Origin of the sequence: Bacillus atrophaeus, assembly GCF_001584335.1 — a bacterium.
GTDB lineage: Bacteria > Bacillota > Bacilli > Bacillales > Bacillaceae > Bacillus > Bacillus atrophaeus.
Genome location: NZ_LSBB01000001.1, coordinates 483,599 through 507,438 on the forward strand (window position 1 = coordinate 483,599; position 23,840 = coordinate 507,438).

The window sequence follows — 23,840 nt, forward strand, 5'->3', positions numbered from 1 at the left end:
CTCCTATATTGAGTATTTTTTAATCAGCGTCAGTACTTGTTCCGCCGATTCTGCGTTTATTAGATATTGAATGTTTTCGGGATCGCCCAGCATATTTGTCAGCTGGGAGAGCGCTTTTAAATGGGTTTCATTGTCGATTGCAGCAAGTACGATGATCAGCTGGGCTGTATGCTCGGGCTGATCTGAAAACGAAACGCCTTCTTTCAGTCTTAAAAAGCTCATTCCGATCTTGTTGACGCCATCCTCAGGTCTCGCGTGGGGAATGGCTACCTTTGGCGTAATGACAATATAGGGGCCGAGCGTTTTGATCGTGTTGATCATGGCCTCAATATATTGAGGAGTGATAGAGCCGTCATCCAGAAGCGGTTTTGCTGCCAGGCGGACGGCTTCCTCCCAGTTGCGGGCAGAGTGGGTCATTGTGATGTTTTGGTGTGTCATTAATTCAGCAAGCATTGGTTTATCATTCGCCTCCTTTTTGTGTTTGTACGGCTGTCCTAAGTATTCGGCAACTTCTTGTAACAGCTCATTTTTATGAAATACATCTGCATGTTTTTCGATAATCGTCATCAAATCGCGGGCGCATGGGTGGAAACGGGAGGCTGCGCCTGAAAGAGCGTCCACTTTTTTCAGCAGGCTGATTTTTTCCTGGCTATTTAAAATCGGATTGACAATAAATACAGGGACGCCTCTGTCAGGAAGCGGTGCGGTTGAAATCAGAAAGTCTGCATCAACCGCCATCGTTTCATAGACCCGGCTTGAGACAGTGCGTAAAATATCGACATTCGGCAAAAGGTCCTCAATCTGGCTTTGCAAAATCTTTGAAGTACCGATTCCGCCGGGACAGACAATGACGGTTGTTTTTCTGCTGGAGGGAACCACGCCCTCACGTTTCATCCAGCCGCCGAAATGCATGGCGATAAACGCTGTTTCTTCACTGCTGATGGTGTGCCTGACCTCTTTTTCGAGATGATGAACGACCTTTTTAGTCAAATTGTATATATCGCTGTATTTTGTTTGAATGGAGGCCGCCACATCACTTTCATTGTTCGAGATGTCGTATTTGATTCTGTAATACGCAGATCTCAAGTGAAGCGTCAGGTGTTTCCTCAGGCTTTCAGGATCTTGAAAAAGCACGCAGGCATAACGCTGAAAATCCACGACCATTTTGTCTGCAATGTCATGAATGTCCAGCTCGCCCGCTGTCAGACAGGATGAGGGAAACTGGCTGATCTTTGCCCCTAACAGGTGAATCGTAAAGTAACACAGCTCTTGATCAGGAATACAAGCTTCCGCAGGCAGATGAGCGGTTTCAAATGCCTGGACGGCTGCCCGGTACTCCTTCGTTTGCCGGATGGCGTACTGTTCTGCTTGGTCCAATTCAATTTCCTTTCCCGCTTTTATTCTGATAAGAAATAGGGTGAAGTGAACGCTTAAGCTGTTCAGCACGTGATCGGCATATTTGATTTGAAGCAGGCCTTCGCAATTCAGCAGAATGGAACGCATCTTCCGGATAAGCGGCTCACAGGCGGTTCCGTCGGGACAAAGGTCAGCGGTTATGGATTTGCTGCCGTTTTTTTGCATCAGTTTATTCGTGTATTCCGCCAGCAGCTTGCGTTTTTGATGTTCAAGCCCGGACATAAAATAGCCTTTTTCCTTAGTGAAAGATAGTACGATGCCGAAGGTCTTCAGTTTTTCCCGGATATGCTTCATATCCTGTATGGCGGTATTGCGGCTGACTCTGTTCAAAATGATAAAGTCTTGCAGGAGATGACGGCTGCTCCTTATTAAAAGGCGCACGATGACTCTTGCCTGACGTTCGGAGGGAGAAAATTCATAGCTGTTATGTGTGAACGTTTTCATTTCTGATAAAAGGGATTTTTTTGTGTTGTCTTCCAAGTAGAAGCCCATGGAACGCATTCTTTTAATCGGTGATAATCCCGTCTCCTTCAGCCAGCCGTTAATTTTTTCAATGTCATAATACAGCGTTCTTCGAGAAATCTTTAAATGCTCGGTCAACTCGCTGCCAGTAACATAAGAGTTGGTGTTCATGACCAGATAAAGAATTGCTGAACTTCTTTGGTCCAAAGGCATGATGATCAGCTCCTTATGTCAACGTAATATCGGTCTGCCGTCCTTCATCCGGCTCGTGCTTAATTAAATTGTACCGGGGAGGACCGGAATTTATAAGACCAAATCAGTGCAATCGGTTTGTGCAAACACGAAGACAGTTAAATACATACCTTTCGCTTTTTAAATTTCAGCCGGTTGAAGAGATATAAGTAAGCTAAACAAAAAGACCTCCATTGGGAGGTCTTTTTGACTAGTTCTTTCTATTATAATAGTTTCATTTGTTAAGTAGGACGGATCAGCGTAAATTCCTCTCCAAGCTTGGAATATTGATTTCCCGCCAGTCTTGCGACAGCCTTTAATTCCTCGGTGATGACGTACCCTTTCTCCTTGTCATATACACGTTCATCTAAATGAAAACAGACAACTCTTCCAATCAGCAGATCTGTTGTAACCGAGCCTTTATCATTTTCAAATGTGATATGCCGCTCTAATTTGCATTCAAAGCGAATGCGTGCTTCTTTAATGCCGGGAACTGATACACAGGCGCTTTCCGCTGTATGCAGGGCGGTTTGCTCAACTTCGCTTTCCTCAGGGCTCAATCTTGCAGCGGTTTTGTTAATTTCTTCAATGATATCCTCATCACTGACATGTACGACAAATTCACCGCTGTATATTGCGTTTCTTGCTGTATCTTTTTGAATGCCTTCTGCCCTGGCGACGGAAATGCCGAGAAGCGGCGGATCGGAGCTGATGACGTTAAAGAAACTGAATGGCGCTGCATTGACAGCTCTGTTTGCGGAAGAAAGAGTTGTGACAAAAGCGACGGGTCTTGGGATAACGGCTCCAGACAGTAATTTATAAGTGTCTTTTGCACTGAGCTGCTCTGCTCGAAATGTGTACATAAAATCAGCCACCTTATGTGTTAGTATGTGTTAATTATAACCAAACTCATTTAAGTAAAACAATCGAAGGAGGGTTGCATATTCTGAGTCGTGACATATATCTGATATGGGGGAGAAACAAAACATTCGAGCCGGAAAATGAAAAATAGGCTTCCGTATGCCGGCAGCCTATTGATAACGTATTCAGTTCATGGTAAAGCTATTTGTATTTCTTTTTCACTGTCCAAACATTGCCGTCTTTCCAGAATTCTTTTTTGCTGTAGTAATAGTCTTTTTTGTAGCTGCGTGAACGTTTAGAGCAGAAGTGTTTGTGTGAACGATATGATTTCTTATGGCTGCGAGATTTTTTCTTGTGAGAACAGAATGATTTTTTGTAGCTGCGAGATTTTTTCTTGTGAGAACAGAATGATTTTTTGTAGCTGCGAGATTTTTTCTTGTGTGAACGGTATGACTTTTTGTAGCTGCGAGATTTTTTCTTGTGTGAACAGAATGATTTTTTGTAGCTGCGTGATTTTTTCTTGTGTGAACAGAATGATTTTTTATGGCTGCGAGATTTCTTGTGAGAACAGTACGACTTTTTGTGGCTGCGTGATTTCTTGTAAGAACAGAATGACTTTTTGTGGCTGCGTGATTTCTTATGAGAACAGAATGACTTTTTGTGGCTGCGTGATTTCTTGTGAGAACAGTACGACTTTTTATGGCTGCGAGATTTCTTGTGAGAACAGTACGACTTTTTGTGGCTGCGTTTTTTTCCATGCGGCTCTTGGTATAAATAATCCTTTAAACCTTCTTTTTTTGCAGATTTCACCGCTTTTTTAATATCAGAATGGGAATAGTGGCCCATTTTGAAACCCTCCTTTTTGTCATTTGCTTAAGGATTAATATCCTTACTAATCTCATAGTACGCAGTGATGTAAAAAGTGTATGAGTGTTCCGCTGAGTTCTGAAAAATAATAGTGCCTAAATATGGAGGGAGGTCTCCGGATGGAAAAACAATCGACTTTACCGCTTTATCAGCTGTTTATTCATCCTAAAGATTTACGGGAGCTTAAAAAAGATATTTGGGACGATGATCCTGTCCCGGGTGTGATGAAAGTGAATCATAAAAGGCTTGATATTGACATTGCTTATCGAGGATCGCATATCAGAGATTTCAAGAAAAAATCGTACCATATCGAGTTTTTTCAGCCTAAAATATTCCGCGGCGCACATGAAATTCACTTGAATGCCGAGTATAAAGATCCCTCACTTATGAGAAATAAACTGTCCTTGGATTTCTTCTCAGAGCTGGGCACTTTGTCGCCTAAAGCGAATTATGTATATGTGAAAATAAATGGGAAAAATGAAGGGATCTATCTTGAGCTTGAGTCAGTGGATGAGCATTTTTTAGCGAAGCGGAAAGAAGCGAAGGGCGCCATTTTTTATGCGGTTGATGATGACGCTAATTTCTCTTTGATGAGCGATCTGGAAAAAGAAACGAAAACATCTCTTGAACTTGGATATGAAAAGAAGACGGGGACCGAAGAGGATGACTTCTATTTGCAGGACATGATTTTTAAGATTAATACAGTTCCTAAAGCCCAATTTAAAGAAGAGATTACAAAGCATATAGATGTGGAAAAGTATTTGCGCTGGCTTGCAGGCATTGTGTTCACCTCAAATTATGATGGGTTTGTTCATAACTATGCGCTGTACCGGAGCAGTGAAACCGGTCTGTTTGAGGTCATTCCCTGGGACTATGATGCGACTTGGGGAAGAGATATACACGGGGAGCGGATGGCTGCCGATTATGTAAGGATTCAAGGATTTAATACACTAACAGCCAGAATTCTCGATGAACCTCATTTCCGCAAGGCATATCAGCAGCTTTTAGAAAAAACGCTTCAAACGCATTTTACAATTGATTATATGAAACCGAAAGTCATGGCGCTGCATGAAGAAATCAGGCCATTTGTCCTGACGGATCCATACAAAAAGGATGATATCGAGCGTTTTGACCGGGAGCCTGATGTCATTTGCCAGTACATTAAAGAACGTGCGAAATATATCAAAAGCGAATTATATCGTTTATCATGATGTTGAAAAAACGGGGCGGCTTCCAGAAGACGGAGCGCCTTTTTTCGTTTTTCTGAAGTAACAAGTTGGTTACATACTCCCAGAGACTTCTTTGACTGCCTTCGATATATCAACAAATTGTCTCAGCACGGGATTTTGGCTGTCTTTTCTGTATGCTATGATCCATTCCGCCTTGAGCTGAAAATCATTAACGCTCCGGTAAGTTACATCGAGATTAAACAGCCTTCTGGCAGAGGAAGGGACAATGGTAATGCCGATGCCCGCTGTCACAAGTCCGATCACCATCTGGTATTCGGTTGCTTCCTGCACAATGTTCGGAACGAATCCGGCCTCCTCACAAAGCTTTATAAAATCCGTATACAAAGTGGGCCACGCTTCTTTTGCCAAGGTTATGATAGGCTCATTGGCCAAATCTTTGATGCTGATAGATGTTTTTAAAGCGAGCGGATGCTGTTTTGGTAAAGCCAATATGCATGGGCTGCTTTTCGTTGTTTCGGTATGTAATTCCGGATGAACCAAGGGCGGGTGAAGAATGCCGATGTCAATATTCCCCTTTAACAGTTCCTCCTCTTGCCTGTGCGAAGAGATTTCTTGAAGTTCGATTTTGACGGAGGGAAACATTTTCCGATATTCCCGAATGATCGGCGGCAGAAATTCATAGGTGGCTGAGCCGACAAATCCGATGACAAGATGCCCGTGTTCTCCCCGCGCGGTTCGCTGCGCCATTTCAATCGCCTGATCAATCTGGTTCAGCGCCATCCGGCATTGTTTTAAAAAAATTTCGCCGGCTGCTGTCAGCTGTACAATTCTCTTTGTCCGCTTCAGTAACGTCACCCCCAGTTCCTTCTCAAGCTGTTTGATCTGCTGGCTGAGCGGGGGCTGAGTCATATTCAGGCGCAGGGCCGCTTTGCCGAAATGAAGCTCTTCAGCGACTGCGATAAAGTATTGAAGGTGGCGAAGCTCCATAGATTATGCATTCCTTTCTCTGGTAATTAATTCGTAAAACATATTAATCATAAGTCGAATTGATATTGGAGGTCAATTTCCAAAGGGTGTATAGTGAATCATATCACAAGATTTATTTAAAATTTTATATTTAATCTGCATAATAAGGAGTGAGGGTGTTGACCAAAGCAACAAAAGAACAAAAATCCCCTATCAAAAATCGGGGGGCGGAGCTTGTTGTTGATTGCTTAGTGGAGCAAGGTGTCACACATGTTTTTGGCATTCCGGGTGCAAAAATTGATGCGGTTTTTGATGCTTTACAGGATAAAGGGCCAGAGCTGATTGTATGCCGGCATGAGCAAAATGCGGCGTTTATGGCTGCCGCTGTCGGGCGTTTAACCGGAAAACCGGGCGTCTGCCTTGTCACGTCCGGTCCCGGCGCATCCAATTTAGCGACAGGCCTGTTAACAGCAAATACAGAAGGTGATCCGGTCGTTGCGCTCGCGGGAAATGTCATACGGGCAGATCGGTTAAAACGGACACATCAATCATTGGATAACGCGGCTTTATTTCAATCCATTACAAAATATAGTGTAGAAGTCCAGGATACAGGGAATATACCAGAAGCAGTCACAAATGCGTTCAGGGAAGCATCAGCAGGTCAGGCGGGTGCAGCTTTTGTAAGCTTTCCGCAAGATGTTGTGAATGAAGTCACAAACATTAAAAACGTTCGCGGGATTCCAACGCCGAAACAAGGGCCGGCACCGGACGAATTGATCAGCGCGGCCATTGCAAAAATCCAGACGGCGAAACTTCCCGTAATATTGGTAGGAATGAAGGGCGGAAGACCGGAAGCGGTAAAAGCCATCCGCAAACTGCTGAAAAAGGTCAAACTTCCTTTTGTTGAAACATACCAAGCGGCGGGTACATTATCCAGAGAGCTTGAAGACCAATATTTCGGCCGTATCGGGCTATTCCGCAATCAGCCGGGCGACCTTTTGCTTGAGCAGGCGGATGTCGTGCTGACGATCGGTTATGATCCGATTGAGTACGATCCGAAATTCTGGAATGTAAAAGGAGACCGGACGATCATCCATCTTGACGAAATTCAGGCTGATATTGATCATGCTTACCAGCCGGAGCTTGAATTAATCGGTGATATCGCGACAACTGTTCACCATATTGAACATGATGCCCTGAAGGTTGATATAGAGAAACGGGACCAAATGATGCTGAGCGAGTTGAAAGACATGCTGAATGAGAGCGAACAGGCCCCCGCAGAACAGAAGAAGGACCGGGTGCATCCGCTTCATATCATCAAAGAATTGCGCAGCGCAATAGATGATAACGTGACTGTCACTTGTGACATCGGATCACACGGCATTTGGATGTCCCGGTATTTCCGCGCGTATGAGCCGCTTAAACTTTTGATCAGCAACGGCATGCAGACGCTTGGCGTCGCGCTTCCGTGGGCGATCGCGGCAGCATTGGTCAATCCGGGAGAAAAAGTGGTATCTGTCTCAGGTGACGGCGGTTTTCTTTTCTCAGCGATGGAATTAGAAACGGCGGTTCGTCTTAAGACGCCTATCGTTCATCTCGTTTGGAATGACAGCACATATGATATGGTGGCATTTCAGCAAATGAAAAAATATAACCGCAAATCAGGCGTCGATTTCGGCAATGTTGATATTGTGAAGTATGCGGAAAGCTTCGGTGCAACCGGTTTGCGTGTTGAATCTCCGGATCAGCTGTCGGCTGTCCTTCAAAAGGGGTTAAATACAGACGGCCCGGTCATTATCGATATCCCGGTTGATTACAGCGACAACGTTCATTTAGCGAGCGACATGATTCCGAAGAAATTTGAAGAACATATGAAAACAAAAGCTCTCTAGCACTCTGCGCACAACAGGAACCTGTTTTCTTATGAACAGAACAATAATTAAAGGAGTGAAGGGAATATGAAAAATGCAAGTGATGTGCAAGTATTAAGCCGCGGCCGGAAAGGCCAGCCGGCAAGCCAGATATACCAAGTATCAACCATGACATCTTTATTGGATGGAGTATACGACGGCGATTTTGAAATGGCAGATATTCCGAAATACGGTGATTTCGGAATCGGAACTTTTAATCAGCTTGACGGAGAGCTGATTGGTTTTGACGGAGAGTTTTACCGTCTTCGTTCAGACGGAAAAGCGACGCCTGTCCAAGATGGAGACCGTTCTCCGTTTTGTTCATTTACTTTCTTTAAGCCAGACATCACTCATAAGATTGATGCTAAAATGACACGGGAAGAATTTGAAGAAGAAATCATCAGTCTTCTGCCAAGCAAAAACTTGTTTTACGCGATCCGTTTAGACGGCGTATTTAAAAAGGTGAAGACAAGAACAGTGGAATTGCAGGAAAAACCATATGTGCCGATGGTTGAAGCGGTGAAAACGCAGCCTGTTTTTAACTTTGATAATATCAGAGGAACAATTGCCGGCTTTTGGACGCCGGGTTATGCAAATGGAATTGCTGTATCAGGCTACCATCTGCATTTCATAGATGAAGGCCGCAATACAGGCGGTCACGTGTTTGACTATGTCATTGAAGAATGCACAGTCACCATTTCACAAAAAATGAATATGAATCTGAGACTTCCGAATACATCAGACTTTTTCAATGCAAATTTAGATAACCCTGATTTTGCGAAAGATATTGAAACGACAGAAGGAAATCCTGAATAAAAAAAGAAAGCCCGCAAACGCAGGGCTTTCTTTTTGTTTGGCTATTTAAATGTTTTTAGGTAAAATACAGTCAAAACAGTAAAGGTGTGGATTCAATGAAAGTATTGGTTTTGGCTGTTCACCCTCATATGGAAACATCTGTCGTCAATAAGGCGTGGGTTGAAGAATTGAAAAAACATGATCAAATCACTGTTCGAGAACTCTACAAGGAGTACCCGGATGAAGCGATTGACGTAGTGAAAGAGCAGCAGCTGTGCGAGCAATATGACCGGATCGTCTTTCAATTCCCGCTATATTGGTATAGCTCTCCGCCCCTTTTGAAAAAATGGCTTGACCTAGTGCTGACATATGGCTGGGCCTATGGTTCTGAAGGAAAAGCTCTGCACGGCAAGGAGTTGATGCTGGCCGTTTCCACAGGGAGCGAGGCAGAAAAATACCAGGCGGGCGGAAGCAACCATTATTCGTTAAGCGAGCTGCTTAAGCCGTTTCAAGCGACTAGCAATTTGATCGGCATGACGTACCTGCCGCCGTATGTTTTTTATGGAGTAAAATATGCAAATGCCGATGACATTGCAATCAGCGCAAAACGATTAACAGATCATATCCTGAATTCATTCTCTTAAAACAAAGTCCTGGCACATATGTGCCAAGGGCTTTTTAAATTAAAATTCGGGTAATTCTGATAGGTTATTTTCTTTTGTGCCGTCCGGTTCACTGCGTAAGATGTCGCGTCCGTATTTATGGAAGACATCCGTGTGAGCCAGATTCCCTGCTTTCGCTTCTGCCAGGGCGGCGGGGTAATCAAGCTCCCTGCCCGTGTTTGTTTTGACCGCAATAATATTATTCTCGTCATTCCTTCGTACTGCGACAATTTCTTCTTTTCCCGATGTATCTGCTGTCTGATCATTGTTTGTTTGCCTGGATTTATAATCCTCATACGCAGCTTCAAACTTATCCATCTTACAACACCTCCATTGTTTAACGTAAACAATTCCTCTCCATATCATGTATTTTCTTAAAATTAAATTGACTTAGGTGAAATAAAAAAGCAATCAAAGCGCAAATGATGTACGGTCAAGAAAATAATAGCTTGGTCACGACAGCAGAAAAACCGGCATACGACAATATTTCCTGGGAAATATTTTGGAAATGCGACAATACGATCCATCATTAGAGAAAATAAAAGGGATTCCGCGTTATTAAACGGAATCCCTTTTCTGTTATTTTGACATTTCTAAGTCTTTTGTTTTGATATAACCTGTTTTACCGCCATAATCGACAAATACCCAATCATAATCAAATCCGCCATTCTTCGTCTTATTCCAGCCTAAAAAGGAGACACTGGTGTTGGCTGGAAGTGATGCTGTGCTTTTTCCAGCAGCAGAAGCATAAACATTGGTTTTTGTTGTGGTTTTCACTGTCGTTGCTTCTTTTACAATATAATGAGTAGAGACAAATCCTGTCTTACCGTTTTTATAATGAACCTTTGCCCAATCAGCATTTGAAAATGAAATCATTTTTAAGCTGTCGCCCAGATGAAGCGTGTCAGCTTTTGCGCTGGATGCCGAAGCTTTTGTTCTGACATTTAGCGCTTCTGCAGAAACCAAATATGAATCAATAGGGTAGCTGTATAGATCGTCGATGCTCACTGCCTTCATTGGCTGTTTTGCCTGCAAAGGGCTTGCGCCAAGTGCGGAGGCGGCTGTCACTCCGGCTGCGAGTGTAAATACTGACAATGTTTTTGCCGTTCTCTTCATCTTGTCCCTCTCCTTTACTAAGAGAAATGAAAAAGTTTCTTTTATACCTTTTCACGTTTCTGTGGGCTGCTAAACATAAAAAAGGATCAGATAATCATCTGATCCGTAAATAGCCTTATTTCTGTGTCTCCAATTTTAATGGTGCGGAAATTGATTTTTTTACTTTTTTCCCATTTAGGATATCGTTCGCTGCTTCTGTTGCCAGCTTTCCGATCAGTTCTGGCTGCTGGGCGACGGTTGCCGAAAGCTTTCCGGCTTTAATGGAAGAAATCGCATCCGTATTGCCGTCAAAGCCGACGACGAGAATATCTTTTCCAGAGCTGTTGATGGCTTCAAGAGCGCCGAGCGCCATTTCATCATTATGGGCGAAAACCGCCTTGATTTCAGGATGTCCTTGCAGAAGGTTTTCCATGACGGTCAGTCCTTTGGTACGGTCAAAGTCTGCCGATTGCTTTGTCACGACATCCAGTTTTTTGTCCGCTATATTGTGGAAGCCTGAGCCGCGTTCCCTTGTCGCGGAAGCACCCGGCACGCCTTCGAGCTCAGCAACCTTGGCGTTTTCTCCAAGCTGTTCAGCGATATATTCGGCGGCCATTTCTCCGCCTTTGATGTTATCAGAGGCGACCAGTGTCTCCACTTTGCCTTTTTCTGCAGAACGGTCAAGCGTCACGACAGGGATTCCAATCGAGTTTGCTGATTCTACGGCTGTTGAAATGGCCGATGAGTCGGTCGGATTAATTAAGAGAGCGTCTACTCCTTGCTGAATGAGATCTTCCACATCATTTGTCTGTTTGGAAGAGTCATTTTGTGCATCAACGATAATCACTTTGATGCCCCGTTTTTTCGCTTCCTTCTCTACTCCTTTTTTTAAAGAAACAAAGAATGGATTATTAAGGGTTGAAACGGATAAACCGATTTTCAATTCCTTTTTTTTGTCCGAGTTTGAAGGCTTTGCCCATTGGGGAGGCTCAAGCGAACAAGCGGACAGCAAAACCAATGATAATGATACGATGACCAATAACGCCTTCTTCATGTGTAACCCTCCTATGCTGACTTCTTACGGTCTAATAATACCGCGATTAAAATGACGATCCCTTTAACGACCATTTGATAAAATGATGATACGCCGAGCAGGTTCAGTCCGTTATTCAACGTGCCGATGATTAACACCCCGATTAATGTTCCGATCATGCGTCCGCGTCCGCCTGAAAGGCTTGTTCCGCCGAGAACCACCGCGGCAATCGCATCCAATTCGTAGGATTCTCCGGCGGTCGGCTGTGCTGAATTTAAGCGGGAAGTCAAAATAGCGCCCGCAAGAGCTGATAAAAGACCGGCCAGTGAATAAATCATTACTTTGACCCGCGGTACTTTAATGCCGGAAATCAATGCTGCTTTTTCATTTCCGCCGATTGCATACGTGCGTCGTCCGAACGGTGTTTTATGAAGCAAAATCCAAAGGATGGCAAAGGCAATCACCATCGTAATCGCAGGGACGGGAATGCCGAGAAAGTAACCGCGCCCGAACAATTGAAACGCATAGTTTGTGCCAAGACCTGTAATCGGGTTTCCGTCTGTATAAACAAGCGTCAGCCCGCGGAATACAGTCATGGTTGCCAATGTGGCGATAAATGGAGCCATTTTTCCTTTTGTAATTAGAAGTCCGTTGATCATGCCCAGCACAGCACCGATGACACAGCCAATGATCACGGCGAGAATTGGATCAATGCCTGACACAATCATGCCGGCGACTAACGCGCTGGACAGGGCGAGAATGGCGCCGACAGACAGGTCAATTCCTCCTGTTAAAATGATAAAGGTCATGCCGAACGCGATAAGCGCATTAATGGCAACCTGACGCAGCAGATTTAATATATTTAACGGTTCAAGAAAGCTTGGGTTTAAAATAGATACAATCAAAACGAGTATAAATAAACCGAGAAAAGGGACGAGCTTTTGAATAACTGTATCAAAATGAATGCGCTTTTGTTGTTGTGTATGTTCAATTTTCATCTTACTGCCCTCCTGTGGCGAGTGTCATAATCCGTTCCTGTGTGGCTTCCCGGGAGGCGACTTCTCCGCTGATTTTTCCTTCATGTACGACAATGATTCTGTCACTCATTCCGATAATTTCAGGAAGCTCGGATGAAACCATAATAATCGCGACTCCCCGATCGGTCAGTTCGTTCATTAAAGTATAAATTTCTCTTTTTGCTCCTACGTCAACACCTCTAGTCGGTTCGTCCAAAATCAATACCTTAGGACCGATGCCGATCCATTTGGCAATTACGACTTTTTGTTGATTTCCGCCTGAGAGGTTGCGCGCATGGGTTTCAGGTGAAGCGGTTTTAATGGTCAGTCGGTTGATCAGCAGCTCGACAAATGAGGCTTCGCGTTTTTGGTCGATCACGCCTTTAGGAGAAAAGCTGGTCAGACTGGGAAGAGCTATGTTTTCCCGGATAGACGTATCCAGCAACAGCCCCTCGTCTTTACGATTCTCAGTAATAAAGCCGAGCCCTTTTTTGACTGCGTCATTCGGGTTTTTAATGTTTGTTTTCTTTCCTGCAAGCCAGATTTCCCCGGAGTCCAGACGGTCAATGCCGAACAGCGCTCTCATGATCTCTGTCCGTCCGGCCCCCATCAAACCTGAGACACCGACAATCTCGCCGGAACGTACATGGAAGCTGACATGTTCGAAGCTGCCTTTTTTGGACGCGTCCCTCACTTCTAATACGATATCGCCGAGCTCGGGTCTTCGTTGAGGATAACGATCGGTCAGTTCACGGCCGACCATTTTTTTGACGACTTCATCAAAGCTCGTTTCCGAAATGTTTGTCGTATCAACTGTTTTTCCGTCCCGCATAATGGTGATTCGGTCGCAAATCGAAAAAATTTCCTCCATTCGATGCGAAATATAGACGATAGACACTCCGTCCTTTTTTAAGGACGCAATAACCTCAAAAAGCTTGTTGATTTCCCGTTCTGTCAAGGCTGCGGTCGGTTCGTCCATAATGATGACTTCAGCCTTTATCATCAGCGCTTTAGCAATTTCGATCATTTGCTGCTGGCCGACAGAACATTTCCCGGCTTCTTGATCAAGAGATAATGAGACGGAAAGCTTTTCAAATTGCTTTTTTGCTAGCGCTTTCATTTTCTTTGTGTTTAAAATTCCGAGTTTTGATGTCATCTCTTTTCCGATAAAAAGATTTTCTAAGACCGTCATTTCCGGCCAAATATTCAGCTCTTGGTGAATGAATGCGATTCCATTTTGTTCCGCTTCTTTTGGATTGGAGAAATAGGTTTCCTTGCCATTGATTCTGATGCTCCCTTTATCAAGGCCGTGCAGACCTGTCAGGAGGTTCATAAGAGTCGATTTGCCCGCGCCGTTTTCTCCCATCAACGCGTGAACCTCGCCTGGCTTTAGGTTAAAAGAAACGCCTGAGAGCACTTGGTTTTTACCGAATGCCTTATGGATGTCATTCATGTCGATCTGCATTCTTTATCCCCTCTTTCTAGAAAATCACACCTGCCTGCAGGATGCAGTTGGCGTATGGCGTGACTTCGCCTGTTCGTATGATGGCTTTTGCTTCCTTGGTCAGCTGTTTGAATTCTTCGTGAGACAGATATTCAACCGGCTGTTTTTTAAACTGGTTTTCTATAAAATTCGCAATCTGCGGATTGGCTGTTTTGATTTCAGAAGCTGCCGTGACTTTTTCGACGACCATTTCCTCTGCCAGCAGTTCGGTGACGTCCTTAAAGCCGGGAACACCGGGCTTTAGGGACAGATCAATTTTCAGGACGCTGTCAGGCACAGGCAATCCTGCATCCGCGATGACGATTTTGTCTGTGTGGCCAAGGTCCGCCAAAATCTTGGCGAGATGGCTGTTTAAAATGCCGTGTTTTTTCATGACAGCAGCTCCTCGACTTCTTCCCTTGCCGGCATCCCGCCCTGAGCGCCGAATTTACAGACGGAAATGGATGCAGCGCGATTGGCGAATCGCAGAGCGTCGTCAATTTCTTTACCTTCCGCAAGAGCGACTGCAAATGCAGCGTTGAAGGTATCTCCCGCGCCCGTTGTGTCAACCGCTTCAACAGGGAAGGAAGGGATGAGCCGTTCTTTGCTGCCGTCTGAGTAGCGGACGCCTTGTTTGCCTTCTGTAATAAACAGCTTAGCCGGATATTGTGTCAGTGCTTCAGAGGCTGTCATGCCGGGAAACAAAATGGCCGCTTCATGTTCATTTGGCGTAAGAAATGAAGCATAATCGATCGTTTCCTGTTTAAGCGGACGGGCAGGAGCCGGATTCAGCATGATCGGAATATCGTGTGAGCGGCAATAGCTGCAAACCTCATCTACCGTTAATTCAGGAATTTCCTGCTGAATGAGCACGATGTCGATTTTTTCAATTTGTTCAAGTGCCTGTTTGGCATACTCAGGTGTGATCTCATCATTGGCGCCTTTCACAACTACAATGCTGTTATCGCCTTCTGCAAGCACAATGTGAGCTGTTCCGCTGTCTTTATGTGTAACCGGTTCCATATATTCGGTGCTGACACCGTTTGCTTTCAGATTATCAATGATTGCTTTACCGTAGTGATCGTCTCCGACCTTACCGACCATTGTGACGCGGGCGCCGAGTCTTGAAGCCGCGACAGCCTGATTCGCTCCCTTGCCGCCGGGCACTGTTTGGAATGAGGTGCCAAGCACGGTTTCTCCTGCTTTCGGGCGTTTATCCGATGTGACGACTAAGTCCATCGAACAGCTGCCGATTACGCAAATATTGCTCATTTGTCAATCTCCCTTTCTAGTCGTTTTTCTTTTGATAAAGGTAACAGGCATCTGGATTGCCGTCTCTTTTAAAGGCTGTTTTTTTATAATGTTCAGAAGGAGCTTGGCCGCTTCTTTTCCCATGTCATACGCCGGCTGTCTAATCGTGGAAAGCGGCGGGAAAAGGAGTTCGCTTTGCGGTATATCATCATAACCGATAATCTGGATATCCTCAGGCACCCGTTTTTCTTGCTGCAATGCTTCATGCAGAACAGCCGCAGCCACAATGTCATTGCTGGCAATTACGCCGTCAGTATTTGGATAAGCAGCAAACAGTTCTTTTGCCGATGTTTGGGCATCCTTAAAAGAAAATGATGCTGTCGTGATGATCTGAAAGTTCACATCAGCGTGACGTAAAACATCGAGCGCGCCGCTAAAGCGTTCTTGCGCGGTCGGCAGGTGGGCAGGCCCTTTGAAGAGCGTGATGCACTTACTGTTCCCGCGCAGCATTTCCTCGGCAGCGATTTTTCCCCCGGTCCGTCCGTCGCTGTATACAGAAGGAGCGCCTTCAGGTGTCCGGTCCAAAAAAACCACAGGCTGTTCCATGCCGCTGTATTCCGCAAGATCGGGATAGTTTGTGGCAGCAATCATTCCTGCGACTTGATTTTGCTTAAAGGTTTGAAGGTATTCAAGCTCTTTTTCAAGATGTTCATCACTGTTTCCGAAGATAAGCCGATAGTCTTCACGCTGTAATTCATCCTCAACACCCCGGGCAAGCTGAGGAAAAAAGGGGTTTGTAATATCCGGAAGCAATAGTCCGATCAGTCGCGATTCTCTTTTATAGAGGGATCTGGCGACTTCATTCGGATAATAATTCAGCTTTTCCATTGCCGCCGTCACCCGTGTTCTTGTTTCTTCATGTACATAACCGTTGTCATTCAACACGCGGGAGACTGTCGCGACAGAAACACCCGCGGCTCCGGCGACATCCTTAATCGTAGCCACAAAAGCTCCTCCTTACAGTGTGTAACCGTTTACATAAAATAGATTATCACGAACAATGAAGGTTGGCAACAGAAATGTGCAAACCAAAAAAGGAGAACGAATCTCCCTTTCAATTCACTATGCCAATTTGAGAAATGCGAACGTCGATATCCGGAATGATTTCGATAGAGGTATACAAGTCTCTCCAATTGAATCGCCTGTATTCTTCGAGATGCTTTGATTTATATTTTCTTCCTATTCCTAAGACATCGGATTTGTAAGACTGAGTCTTTTTAATAATAGAGGCAGCATCTTTTTCTAAATGGTTTGAAGCCTGCCGATTAATTCTTGTAATAGCCTTGTTGGAATCCAGCATGTCCTTCGGATATTCGACAACTCTTGCGTCCAGCTTTAATGACAGCTTTACTTTTAGATGATCGGGATTTGCATCTATAAAGGAAATCGAGCGCGAAGCATCTGTAATTCCTAAGGAAATGTAGTTTTTGATATCGGGTTTGTAATGATCCCAGAGTTTCAGGTTGATGCCGGCTGATTTGTTAAAATGGCCTGCCAAAAGAGTCAGGAGCGTCGAATCCTGTCCGCGTATTTCTGTCACTTTTTTCTGGTTGCTGAACAAAGCGGTACCTTCCACTTTAATCGTTTTTCCATTATGAACAGAAAGATAAGGAAGAGTAAAATCCTCACCCGTATGCAGCATTTTTGAACGGATGGTTTGCAGATTTTCAAGCTGAATGTTTGATTCCTCACTCGCGCTGTTTAAAAGGTTGCTCAAAAATTTGCTTACAATCAGTTTTTGGTCAACAATTAGCTGCAGCACTTCAATTGCTTTCCCGTCCTTTACGACAGCGGGTTGTGCGAGCAAAGGGCTTTTCGCATCTCTGTAGTACGTATCAAGATAAGGAAACATCTGCTTTTCCGCCATTTTTTCTCCGATGAGCAATATCCGCTGTTTCGAGGTATCGATCCGCTGATCCACAAGCTTATCTAATTTAAAACGGGCCTCACGTGTTGTATGTCCTGTAGCACTGAGCACAGTGGTGATGAATGTCCCGCCTGTTTCCTGTTCCGCCTGTGAACTCTGTACTTTTCGATAGGTAATGCCCATCGTGTTATTTCCGTTTTCATCAGTGTCAAGACTGGCTGTCAGAACAAGTGCTATGTCTTTTAATAAGTTCTGGTCCCAACAGCCGGTTACACCCATACATAAACACATGATCATGACTAGTACATGTTTAGAGCGCATGCCGTCCCCCCTTTTTCATCATAAAAGCAATGAGTGCCACAATAACCGGGAAGAGATAGACAAAAATAAAGTCCGCGATACGGCTGACTTGATCGACAACATGCACACTTTGATCAGTACGCGTTGCCGAGATAGACAACATAAAAACGATGGCAGAGAGGATATAAACAAACCATTTATGATCTTGTTTCCCGAATAATTTAGCTGCCCCGGTACTTGCAAGATAGAAGACATTTGCTAGTGTGGCAAATACAGTGACAAACCAAAATGTCAGAAAGATGAGGTCCGTCCGCTCGATTACCCGGAATGAGACGGTTTTTAATAAATACAAAACAGGTTCAGGAATGATATTGATTTCCTCAGGGCTGAAAATGACAAAACAAGTCACAGTGATATATAGATAGTAGAAAGTCGTAAACAAATTGGCAATCGTCATGATCTTATAGCGCTGTCTGACGGTACCCTTCACAAGCGGCGCTATAATCAGCATGGATTCAAAGCCATTCATACTGACAAACATATCCTGCGAAGCCCAGAATATATCCCTTACATCACCTTGAAAAATCGGAAGGATATAAGAAATATCTGCATCGCCAAGAGTGTAAATTAAAGGCAAAGACAAACCTACCATAATCGGTGTCAAAACAAAGCTGAATCTGGCAATGGCTTGTATCGGTTCTTTTGCAATATAAACGGATCCAAACACAATCATCAGACTGATCACCCAATTTGGCGTCAGCGGCAGCACCCAAATATCTAAAATCCTTGAAAAAACAGATAAAATAAGAACACAGTTGAGCATGAAATAACATATATATATCAGCTGAAGCGCTTTTCCGACATATTTTCCAAACATTTTTTCCAGCATTTCATAAAAGGTCAGCTTGGGAAATCGGAAAAATAAAATCATATACAGGCTGATCGTAACTTGGATTAAAACACCGGATAATAGAATGGAGATCCATCCGTCGCTTCCCGCTCTCTTCATCAGCATATGAGGCAAAGCGAGAAGCCCTATACTGATTTGGGTTTGAATAATAAAAAAGACGGCTTGCAGCTGGCTGATGTTTTTATTTTTCATCTTTTTTCCATCCTCTTATGTTTTTAAGGCGGGTTGCAGCTTTTGGTTTGAGATAAACTGGCCGCTTCTTATAAAGCCAAGACGGGAGCCTGATAAAGGCATCTTTTAAATCGGAAAAATGAAACGGTGAAAGCGGTGATAAATAAGGAATCCCGAGAGATTCAAGCTTACATAAATTCATCAAAATCAATCCAAACCCAAAGCCGATTCCGATAAAACCAAAGGAGGCGGCTAAAAACATGAGCGGAAAACGTATCGTGCGAATTGTGGTGCTCATTTCATAGGAAGGAAGCACAAAAGAAGACACAGCTGTCACGGCTACGACAATAATCATCATATTAGAGATTAACCCTGCCTGAACGACAGCGTCGCCAATGACCAGTCCGCCGACAATGCCGATTGTCTGGCTGATCGGTTTAGGAAGGCGCACCCCTGCTTCACGAATGAGTTCAATTGTAATTTCCATAATCATTGCTTCAACCAAAGGAGGAAACGGAATATTGACGATTGAGTTTTTCATCGTGACAATCAAATCGTTAGGAATAACCTCAAAATGAAAAGCAATCAGAGATATATAAAAAGCCGGCAATGTGATGGCGATCGAAAATGCCAAAAATCGCAGGATTCTCATCACACTGGCGGAAACCCACCGTGTGCTGTAATCATCAGGAGATTGAAAAAAGGAAAAAAAGGTGATCGGGGCTATAATGGCCGACGGGCTTCCATCCATCATCAGAATCACGCAGCCTTCCATAATATTCGCTTTTACTTTGTCAGGCCGTTCAGTATTGATGACTTGAGGGAAAAGAGAAAAGGAATTGTCCTCAATCGCTTCTTCAATGATTCCGGGAGTCAATAAGCTATCTATCTTTAAATATGAAAGACGACGTTTCATTTCTTTTACGATTTCCGGATCAGCGATATCCTCTATGTACAGCAGTGCTACCCGTGACCTGGCTTTTTCTCCGATATTTACATAGTGAATAGCCAGATTATGATCTTGAACATGATAACGAATCTGCTGAATATTCGTATCCAAGCTCTCTACAAAACCGTCATGAGCCCCGCGCACGATGCTTTCCGATTCGGGTTCGGTGATAGAGCGAAGCGGATTTTGGCCCGCTGTAAAGAGTTTTGCTTGTTCGGACAGTTCGCTGAAATACACAACGCTCCCCGATAAAATCGCATCAATGATATCGCAAAGTTTATTCTTTTCTGAGCTGCTGATGGCCTTCATATACAATTCAGAGGACTCGTCCTGCTGATAAAAATCAATAATAAATTCGTTGAGCTTTTTTTCATCAATCACGTTTTGCAGATAGAAAAAAACGGCTTTCGTATCCTTCATGTCAATCATGCGAATCCTTAAATCTTCGCACAGGATCAATTCCTCTTTTAAAGTCTGAACGGCAGAATCAAAATCGCCTTTCAAAAGGAGTTTCTCATCAGATGAATTCTTGCCGGCGGGCATCCTATCACATCCTTCCGATCTCGTAGTGTAGTTTTTAACAGCTATGCAGGTTTTATTCATGTATAAAATCGAGTAAATGTGACTTCATTTGCGAAAAAAACACAAAATTTGACAAACCATTCACATTTATGGATGAAGATTTCATGAACAAAAATTAAGTTTTATTAAAATTGTTTCAAAAGCATGTGAATAGACCTGCAAATGAATAGAAATCAAAAAGACTTTTTGCATAGAAAATGTTTATTTTTGTTAGTAAACACGGACCTCTCTTCAACCTATATTCGTCGCTGAGCGGCATAGTCATTTTGGAATAGGACTGCTACCTGCTATTCCTTGCGCAAAGGATGACTATATGACCTTATCCTTAAAAAATAGGTAAATAACGTTTCAAGGTCAAAGGAAGGCCAAACCTGCGCCATACCCTTGAAAAGTTGATATGAAAGGGATGAAAAAGATAGATTCAAAGTACATCTTTATTCCAATCCTCTTCACTAGGCATAAAAGTCCAGAAAAAAATGAAGTTGTAAATGTAAGCGCATTCGTAATTAAGAAAGGAAAATCTAGTAAGATCTAAGTCCTGTTATTTACCAAAAATATCAAATGTAAATTGGGTATTATATCTCCTTCAAAAGAGAGGTTTGGCTCAGAGGCTGGGGGAAGATTATGTTACATAATGCCGATTGAGAATTCATAGTGATTCTATATACTGATGAATGAATTTACAACAAATATAGAAGGAGATGTCGATAAGCAATGTGGTTACTCATTTTAGCCTGTGCTGTCATAGTAGTCATCGGAATATTAGAAAAAAGGCGACATCAGAAAAATATTGATGCCCTGCCTGTGCGAGTCAACATTAACGGCATTCGCGGCAAATCCACAGTCACAAGGCTGACAACCGGAATTTTAATGGAAGCCGGTTACAAAACTGTAGGAAAAACAACAGGTACGGACGCAAGAATGATTTATTGGGATACACCGGAAGAAAAACCGATTAAACGGAAACCGCAAGGACCGAATATCGGGGAACAAAAAGAAGTAATGAAAGAAACGGTGGACAGAGGGGCCAACGCAATTGTCAGTGAGTGCATGGCTGTAAATCCTGACTACCAAATCATCTTTCAGGAAGAACTGCTGCAAGCGAATATCGGAGTCATCGTAAATGTCCTGGAGGATCATATGGACGTCATGGGACCGACACTCGATGAGATCGCGGAAGCATTTACCGCAACGATTCCTTATAATGGCCATTTGATTATTACAGATAGTGAATATACAGATTTCTTTAAACAAAAAGCAAAAGAACGAAACACAGAAGTCATTATAGCTGATAATTCTAAAATTACGGACGAGTATTTGCGTAAGTTTGAATATATGGTATTTCCTGATAATGCTTCACTCGCTCTCGGTGTTGCCCAAGCGCTTGGCATTGATGAAGATACAGCTTTCAGAGGCATGCTGAATGCGCCGCCTGATCCGGGAGCAATGAGAATTCTTCCATTAATCAGTCCGAGTGAACCTGGTCATTTTGTAAATGGCTTTGCTGCAAACGACGCTTCTTCTACATTGAATATATGGAAACGTGTGAAAGAAATCGGGTATCCGACCGATGAACCGATCGTCATCATGAACTGCCGGGCGGACCGTGTAGATCGAACACAGCAATTTGCAAATGATGTTCTTCCTTATATTGAAGCAAGTGAACTGATTCTGATCGGAGAAACGACAGAACCTATCGTAAAAGCCTTTGAAGAAGGAAAGATTCCTGCAGATAAGCTGCACGATCTTGAATACAAGTCGACAGAAGAGATTATGGAAGTCTTAAAGAAAAAAATGCACAACCGTGTCATATATGGTGTCGGTAACATTCATGGTTCAGCAGAACCGCTAATCGAAAAAATCCAAGAATACAAGGTTAAGCAGCTCGTTAGCTAGGAGGAAACGTAAACATGTTCGGATCAGATTTATACATTTCACTTATATTGGGAGTTTTACTCAGTTTGATTTTTGCGGAAAAAACAGGCATTGTGCCGGCAGGTCTTGTTGTACCGGGTTATTTAGGTCTTGTTTTTAACCAGCCGATCTTTATTTTACTTGTTTTGCTGGTCAGTCTTCTCACTTATGTCATCGTCAAATATGGCTTGTCCAGATTCATGATTTTATACGGACGCAGAAAATTCGCAGCCATGCTTATTACAGGTATCGTCTTAAAAATTGCTTTTGATTTTCTATACCCGATTGTGCCATTTGAAATCGCCGAATTCCGCGGAATTGGAATTATCGTTCCCGGTTTGATTGCCAACACGATTCAGAAACAAGGATTAACCATCACGTTCGGAAGCACGCTGCTACTGAGCGGAGCGACCTTTGCTATCATGTTTGTTTACTACTTAATTTAACGTAAGGTGTGTCAAACGATGAAAAAACAATTAAGCTTTCAAGAAAAGCTGCTAAAGATGACAAAACAGCAAAAAAAGAAAACAAATAAGCACGTATTTATCGCACTTCCGATTGTCTTTTGCCTTATGTTCGTCTTTATGTGGGCGGGAAAAGCACAAACGCCTTCAGTCAAAACGTATTCCGATGACCTGGTGTCAGCCTCCTTTGTCGGCGACATTATGATGGGCCGGTATGTTGAAAAAGTAACCGAACAAAAAGGAACAAAAAGTTTATTTCAGTATGTTGAGCCGATCTTTAAAGCATCCGACTATGTAGCCGGAAACTTTGAGAATCCGGTGACCTATAAAAAGAATTATACAGAAGCCGATAAAAATATTCATCTCCAAGCCAACAAGGATTCAGTGAAGGTCCTGAAGGATATGAACTTCACCGTGCTGACGGGCGCAAACAATCACGCGATGGATTACGGCGTGCAGGGGATGAAGGATACATTAGAAGAATTCTCAAAACAAAACCTGGACTTAGTCGGAGCCGGTTCGAACTTGAAGGAAGCTGAAAACAGAATTTCTTATCAGGAAGTAAACGGCGTTAAAATTGCGACATTAGGTTTTACAGATGTGTACGGTAAAAATTTCACAGCCAGAAAAAATACGCCGGGCGTTTTGCCGGCTGACCCAGAGATCTTTATTCCGATGATATCAAAAGCAAAGAAAAATGCGGATATCGTTGTGGTTCAGGCACACTGGGGACAAGAATATGACAACGATCCAAATGACAGACAGCGCGAACTCGGAAGAGCGATGTCCGACGCGGGTGCTGACATCATTATCGGCCATCATCCTCACGTACTTGAGCCGATTGAAGTATATAACGGAACCGTTATTTTCTACAGCCTCGGAAACTTCGTGTTTGACCAAGGATGGACAAGAACGAGGGACAGCGCGTTAGTCCAGTATCATTTGAAGAAAAATGGTACGGGGCATTTTGAAGTCACCCCGATCAATATCCATGAAGCAACACCAGCGCCGGTCAAAAAAGGCGGTTTGAAAGAAAAAACGATTATTCGGGAACTAACAAAAGACTCGAATTTCGTCTGGGATGTCGAAGACGGAAAATTGACGTTTGATATCGACCATACTGACAAATTAAAATCTAAAACGGAGTGATAAAAAATGAAATGGATTAAAGCAAGCTGGCCATTTGCCGCTATTATCATGGTATTTATGTTTATGTCAGCCTTTAAATACAACGATCAGCTGACAGATCAGGAAAAAGAAAAAATCGACACCGAAATCCATAAAATTCAGCAAGAAGAGACTGCGCAAACAAATAAGTAATAAAAAAGAGAATGCCCTAAATGGGCATTCTCTTTTTTGATTCGTATCACCAAATCCTCTATAAT

At 43.4% G+C, this 23,840-nt stretch carries 23 protein-coding genes; 8 read left to right on the plus strand and 15 right to left on the minus strand.

The window, feature by feature from the left end:
- Positions 1-3: 3 nt before the first annotated feature.
- The 3 genes from AXI57_RS02435 to AXI57_RS02445 all read right to left on the minus strand — a co-directional run bounded on the left by AXI57_RS02435 (position 4) and on the right by AXI57_RS02445 (position 3,816).
- A complete protein-coding gene (locus AXI57_RS02435) occupies positions 4-2,091 on the minus strand; it encodes a BglG family transcription antiterminator (RefSeq protein ID WP_061669138.1) in 2,088 nt (695 codons plus the stop codon).
- A 260-nt stretch (positions 2,092-2,351) separates the two neighbouring features.
- Positions 2,352-2,972: a flavin reductase family protein gene (locus AXI57_RS02440; RefSeq protein WP_003326649.1), complete on the minus strand. Its 621-nt coding sequence runs from the start codon at positions 2,970-2,972 to the stop codon at positions 2,352-2,354.
- A gap of 199 nt (positions 2,973-3,171) precedes the next feature.
- Positions 3,172-3,816: a CotG/ExsB N-terminal domain-containing protein gene (locus AXI57_RS02445; RefSeq protein ID WP_081112737.1), complete on the minus strand. Its 645-nt coding sequence runs from the start codon at positions 3,814-3,816 to the stop codon at positions 3,172-3,174.
- A gap of 140 nt (positions 3,817-3,956) precedes the next feature.
- Here AXI57_RS02445 and cotH point away from each other — a divergent pair, with 140 nt between their 5' ends.
- Positions 3,957-5,048, plus strand: a complete 1,092-nt coding sequence (gene cotH / locus AXI57_RS02450; protein WP_061669140.1) for a spore coat protein CotH — start codon at positions 3,957-3,959, stop codon at positions 5,046-5,048.
- Between the two features lie 69 nt (positions 5,049-5,117).
- On the opposite strand, the gene alsR is transcribed toward cotH, so the two are convergent.
- The gene (alsR, locus tag AXI57_RS02455) at positions 5,118-6,014 is read right to left on the minus strand and encodes an acetoin biosynthesis transcriptional regulator AlsR (RefSeq protein ID WP_061669141.1); all 897 of its coding nucleotides are present in this window, start codon (positions 6,012-6,014) and stop codon (positions 5,118-5,120) included.
- Positions 6,015-6,172: 158 nt separating this feature from the next.
- On the opposite strand from alsR, the gene alsS reads away from it, so the two are divergent.
- The 3 genes from alsS (at position 6,173) to AXI57_RS02470 (ending at position 9,342) form a co-directional block, all read left to right on the plus strand.
- Positions 6,173-7,885, plus strand: a complete 1,713-nt coding sequence (alsS, locus tag AXI57_RS02460) for an acetolactate synthase AlsS (protein ID WP_061669142.1) — start codon at positions 6,173-6,175, stop codon at positions 7,883-7,885.
- A gap of 66 nt (positions 7,886-7,951) precedes the next feature.
- A complete protein-coding gene (budA, locus tag AXI57_RS02465; protein WP_061669143.1) occupies positions 7,952-8,719 on the plus strand; it encodes an acetolactate decarboxylase in 768 nt (255 codons plus the stop codon).
- A gap of 95 nt (positions 8,720-8,814) precedes the next feature.
- Positions 8,815-9,342 carry an NAD(P)H-dependent oxidoreductase gene (locus AXI57_RS02470; protein WP_003326655.1) on the plus strand — a complete coding sequence of 176 codons (528 nt, stop codon included), beginning with the start codon at positions 8,815-8,817 and terminating at the stop codon, positions 9,340-9,342.
- A 39-nt stretch (positions 9,343-9,381) separates the two neighbouring features.
- On the opposite strand, the gene AXI57_RS02475 is transcribed toward AXI57_RS02470, so the two are convergent.
- From AXI57_RS02475 to AXI57_RS02525, 11 genes are all read right to left on the minus strand, one after another.
- Positions 9,382-9,678: a DUF3892 domain-containing protein gene (locus tag AXI57_RS02475; RefSeq protein ID WP_061669144.1), complete on the minus strand. Its 297-nt coding sequence runs from the start codon at positions 9,676-9,678 to the stop codon at positions 9,382-9,384.
- Positions 9,679-9,939: 261 nt separating this feature from the next.
- On the minus strand, positions 9,940-10,476 hold the full coding sequence (locus tag AXI57_RS02480) for an SH3 domain-containing protein (RefSeq protein WP_061669145.1): 537 nt from the start codon (positions 10,474-10,476) through the stop codon (positions 9,940-9,942).
- Between the two features lie 115 nt (positions 10,477-10,591).
- Positions 10,592-11,509, minus strand: coding sequence for a ribose ABC transporter substrate-binding protein RbsB (gene rbsB / locus AXI57_RS02485; protein ID WP_061570844.1), 918 nt, complete (start codon positions 11,507-11,509; stop codon positions 10,592-10,594).
- A gap of 11 nt (positions 11,510-11,520) precedes the next feature.
- Positions 11,521-12,486: a ribose ABC transporter permease RbsC gene (rbsC, locus tag AXI57_RS02490; protein ID WP_010790126.1), complete on the minus strand. Its 966-nt coding sequence runs from the start codon at positions 12,484-12,486 to the stop codon at positions 11,521-11,523.
- Position 12,487: 1 nt separating this feature from the next.
- Entirely contained in the window at positions 12,488-13,969 is a 1,482-nt protein-coding gene (locus AXI57_RS02495; protein WP_061669146.1) for a sugar ABC transporter ATP-binding protein, read from the minus strand.
- A gap of 16 nt (positions 13,970-13,985) precedes the next feature.
- Positions 13,986-14,381 carry a D-ribose pyranase gene (rbsD, locus tag AXI57_RS02500; protein ID WP_061669147.1) on the minus strand — a complete coding sequence of 132 codons (396 nt, stop codon included), beginning with the start codon at positions 14,379-14,381 and terminating at the stop codon, positions 13,986-13,988.
- On the minus strand, positions 14,378-15,259 hold the full coding sequence (gene rbsK / locus AXI57_RS02505; protein WP_061669148.1) for a ribokinase: 882 nt from the start codon (positions 15,257-15,259) through the stop codon (positions 14,378-14,380). The genes rbsD and rbsK overlap by 4 nt, the downstream gene beginning before the upstream one ends.
- Before the next feature lie 3 nt (positions 15,260-15,262).
- Positions 15,263-16,243 (minus strand): LacI family DNA-binding transcriptional regulator, encoded by a 981-nt coding sequence (locus AXI57_RS02510; protein ID WP_061669149.1) that lies wholly within the window; start codon positions 16,241-16,243, stop codon positions 15,263-15,265.
- 109 nt (positions 16,244-16,352) lie between these two features.
- The gene (locus tag AXI57_RS02515; RefSeq protein WP_061669150.1) at positions 16,353-17,486 is read right to left on the minus strand and encodes a Ger(x)C family spore germination protein; all 1,134 of its coding nucleotides are present in this window, start codon (positions 17,484-17,486) and stop codon (positions 16,353-16,355) included.
- On the minus strand, positions 17,476-18,567 hold the full coding sequence (locus AXI57_RS02520; protein ID WP_061669151.1) for a GerAB/ArcD/ProY family transporter: 1,092 nt from the start codon (positions 18,565-18,567) through the stop codon (positions 17,476-17,478). The genes AXI57_RS02515 and AXI57_RS02520 overlap by 11 nt, the downstream gene beginning before the upstream one ends.
- Positions 18,557-20,038, minus strand: coding sequence for a spore germination protein (locus AXI57_RS02525; protein WP_061669152.1), 1,482 nt, complete (start codon positions 20,036-20,038; stop codon positions 18,557-18,559). The genes AXI57_RS02520 and AXI57_RS02525 overlap by 11 nt, the downstream gene beginning before the upstream one ends.
- A gap of 753 nt (positions 20,039-20,791) precedes the next feature.
- Here AXI57_RS02525 and pgsB point away from each other — a divergent pair.
- The 4 genes from pgsB to edmS are packed head-to-tail and all read left to right on the plus strand — an operon-like array spanning position 20,792 to position 23,775.
- Positions 20,792-21,973 (plus strand): poly-gamma-glutamate synthase PgsB, encoded by a 1,182-nt coding sequence (pgsB, locus tag AXI57_RS02530; protein WP_003326669.1) that lies wholly within the window; start codon positions 20,792-20,794, stop codon positions 21,971-21,973.
- A 14-nt stretch (positions 21,974-21,987) separates the two neighbouring features.
- Positions 21,988-22,437 (plus strand): poly-gamma-glutamate biosynthesis protein PgsC, encoded by a 450-nt coding sequence (gene pgsC / locus AXI57_RS02535; protein ID WP_010790118.1) that lies wholly within the window; start codon positions 21,988-21,990, stop codon positions 22,435-22,437.
- 18 nt (positions 22,438-22,455) lie between these two features.
- Entirely contained in the window at positions 22,456-23,604 is a 1,149-nt protein-coding gene (gene pgsA / locus AXI57_RS02540; protein ID WP_003326671.1) for a capsular polyglutamate synthetase PgsA, read from the plus strand.
- A gap of 6 nt (positions 23,605-23,610) precedes the next feature.
- Complete coding sequence (gene edmS, locus AXI57_RS21675) at positions 23,611-23,775, plus strand: extrachromosomal elements maintenance protein EdmS (RefSeq protein WP_003326672.1); 165 nt, start codon at positions 23,611-23,613, stop codon at positions 23,773-23,775.
- The last annotated feature ends 65 nt before the right edge of the window (positions 23,776-23,840 follow it).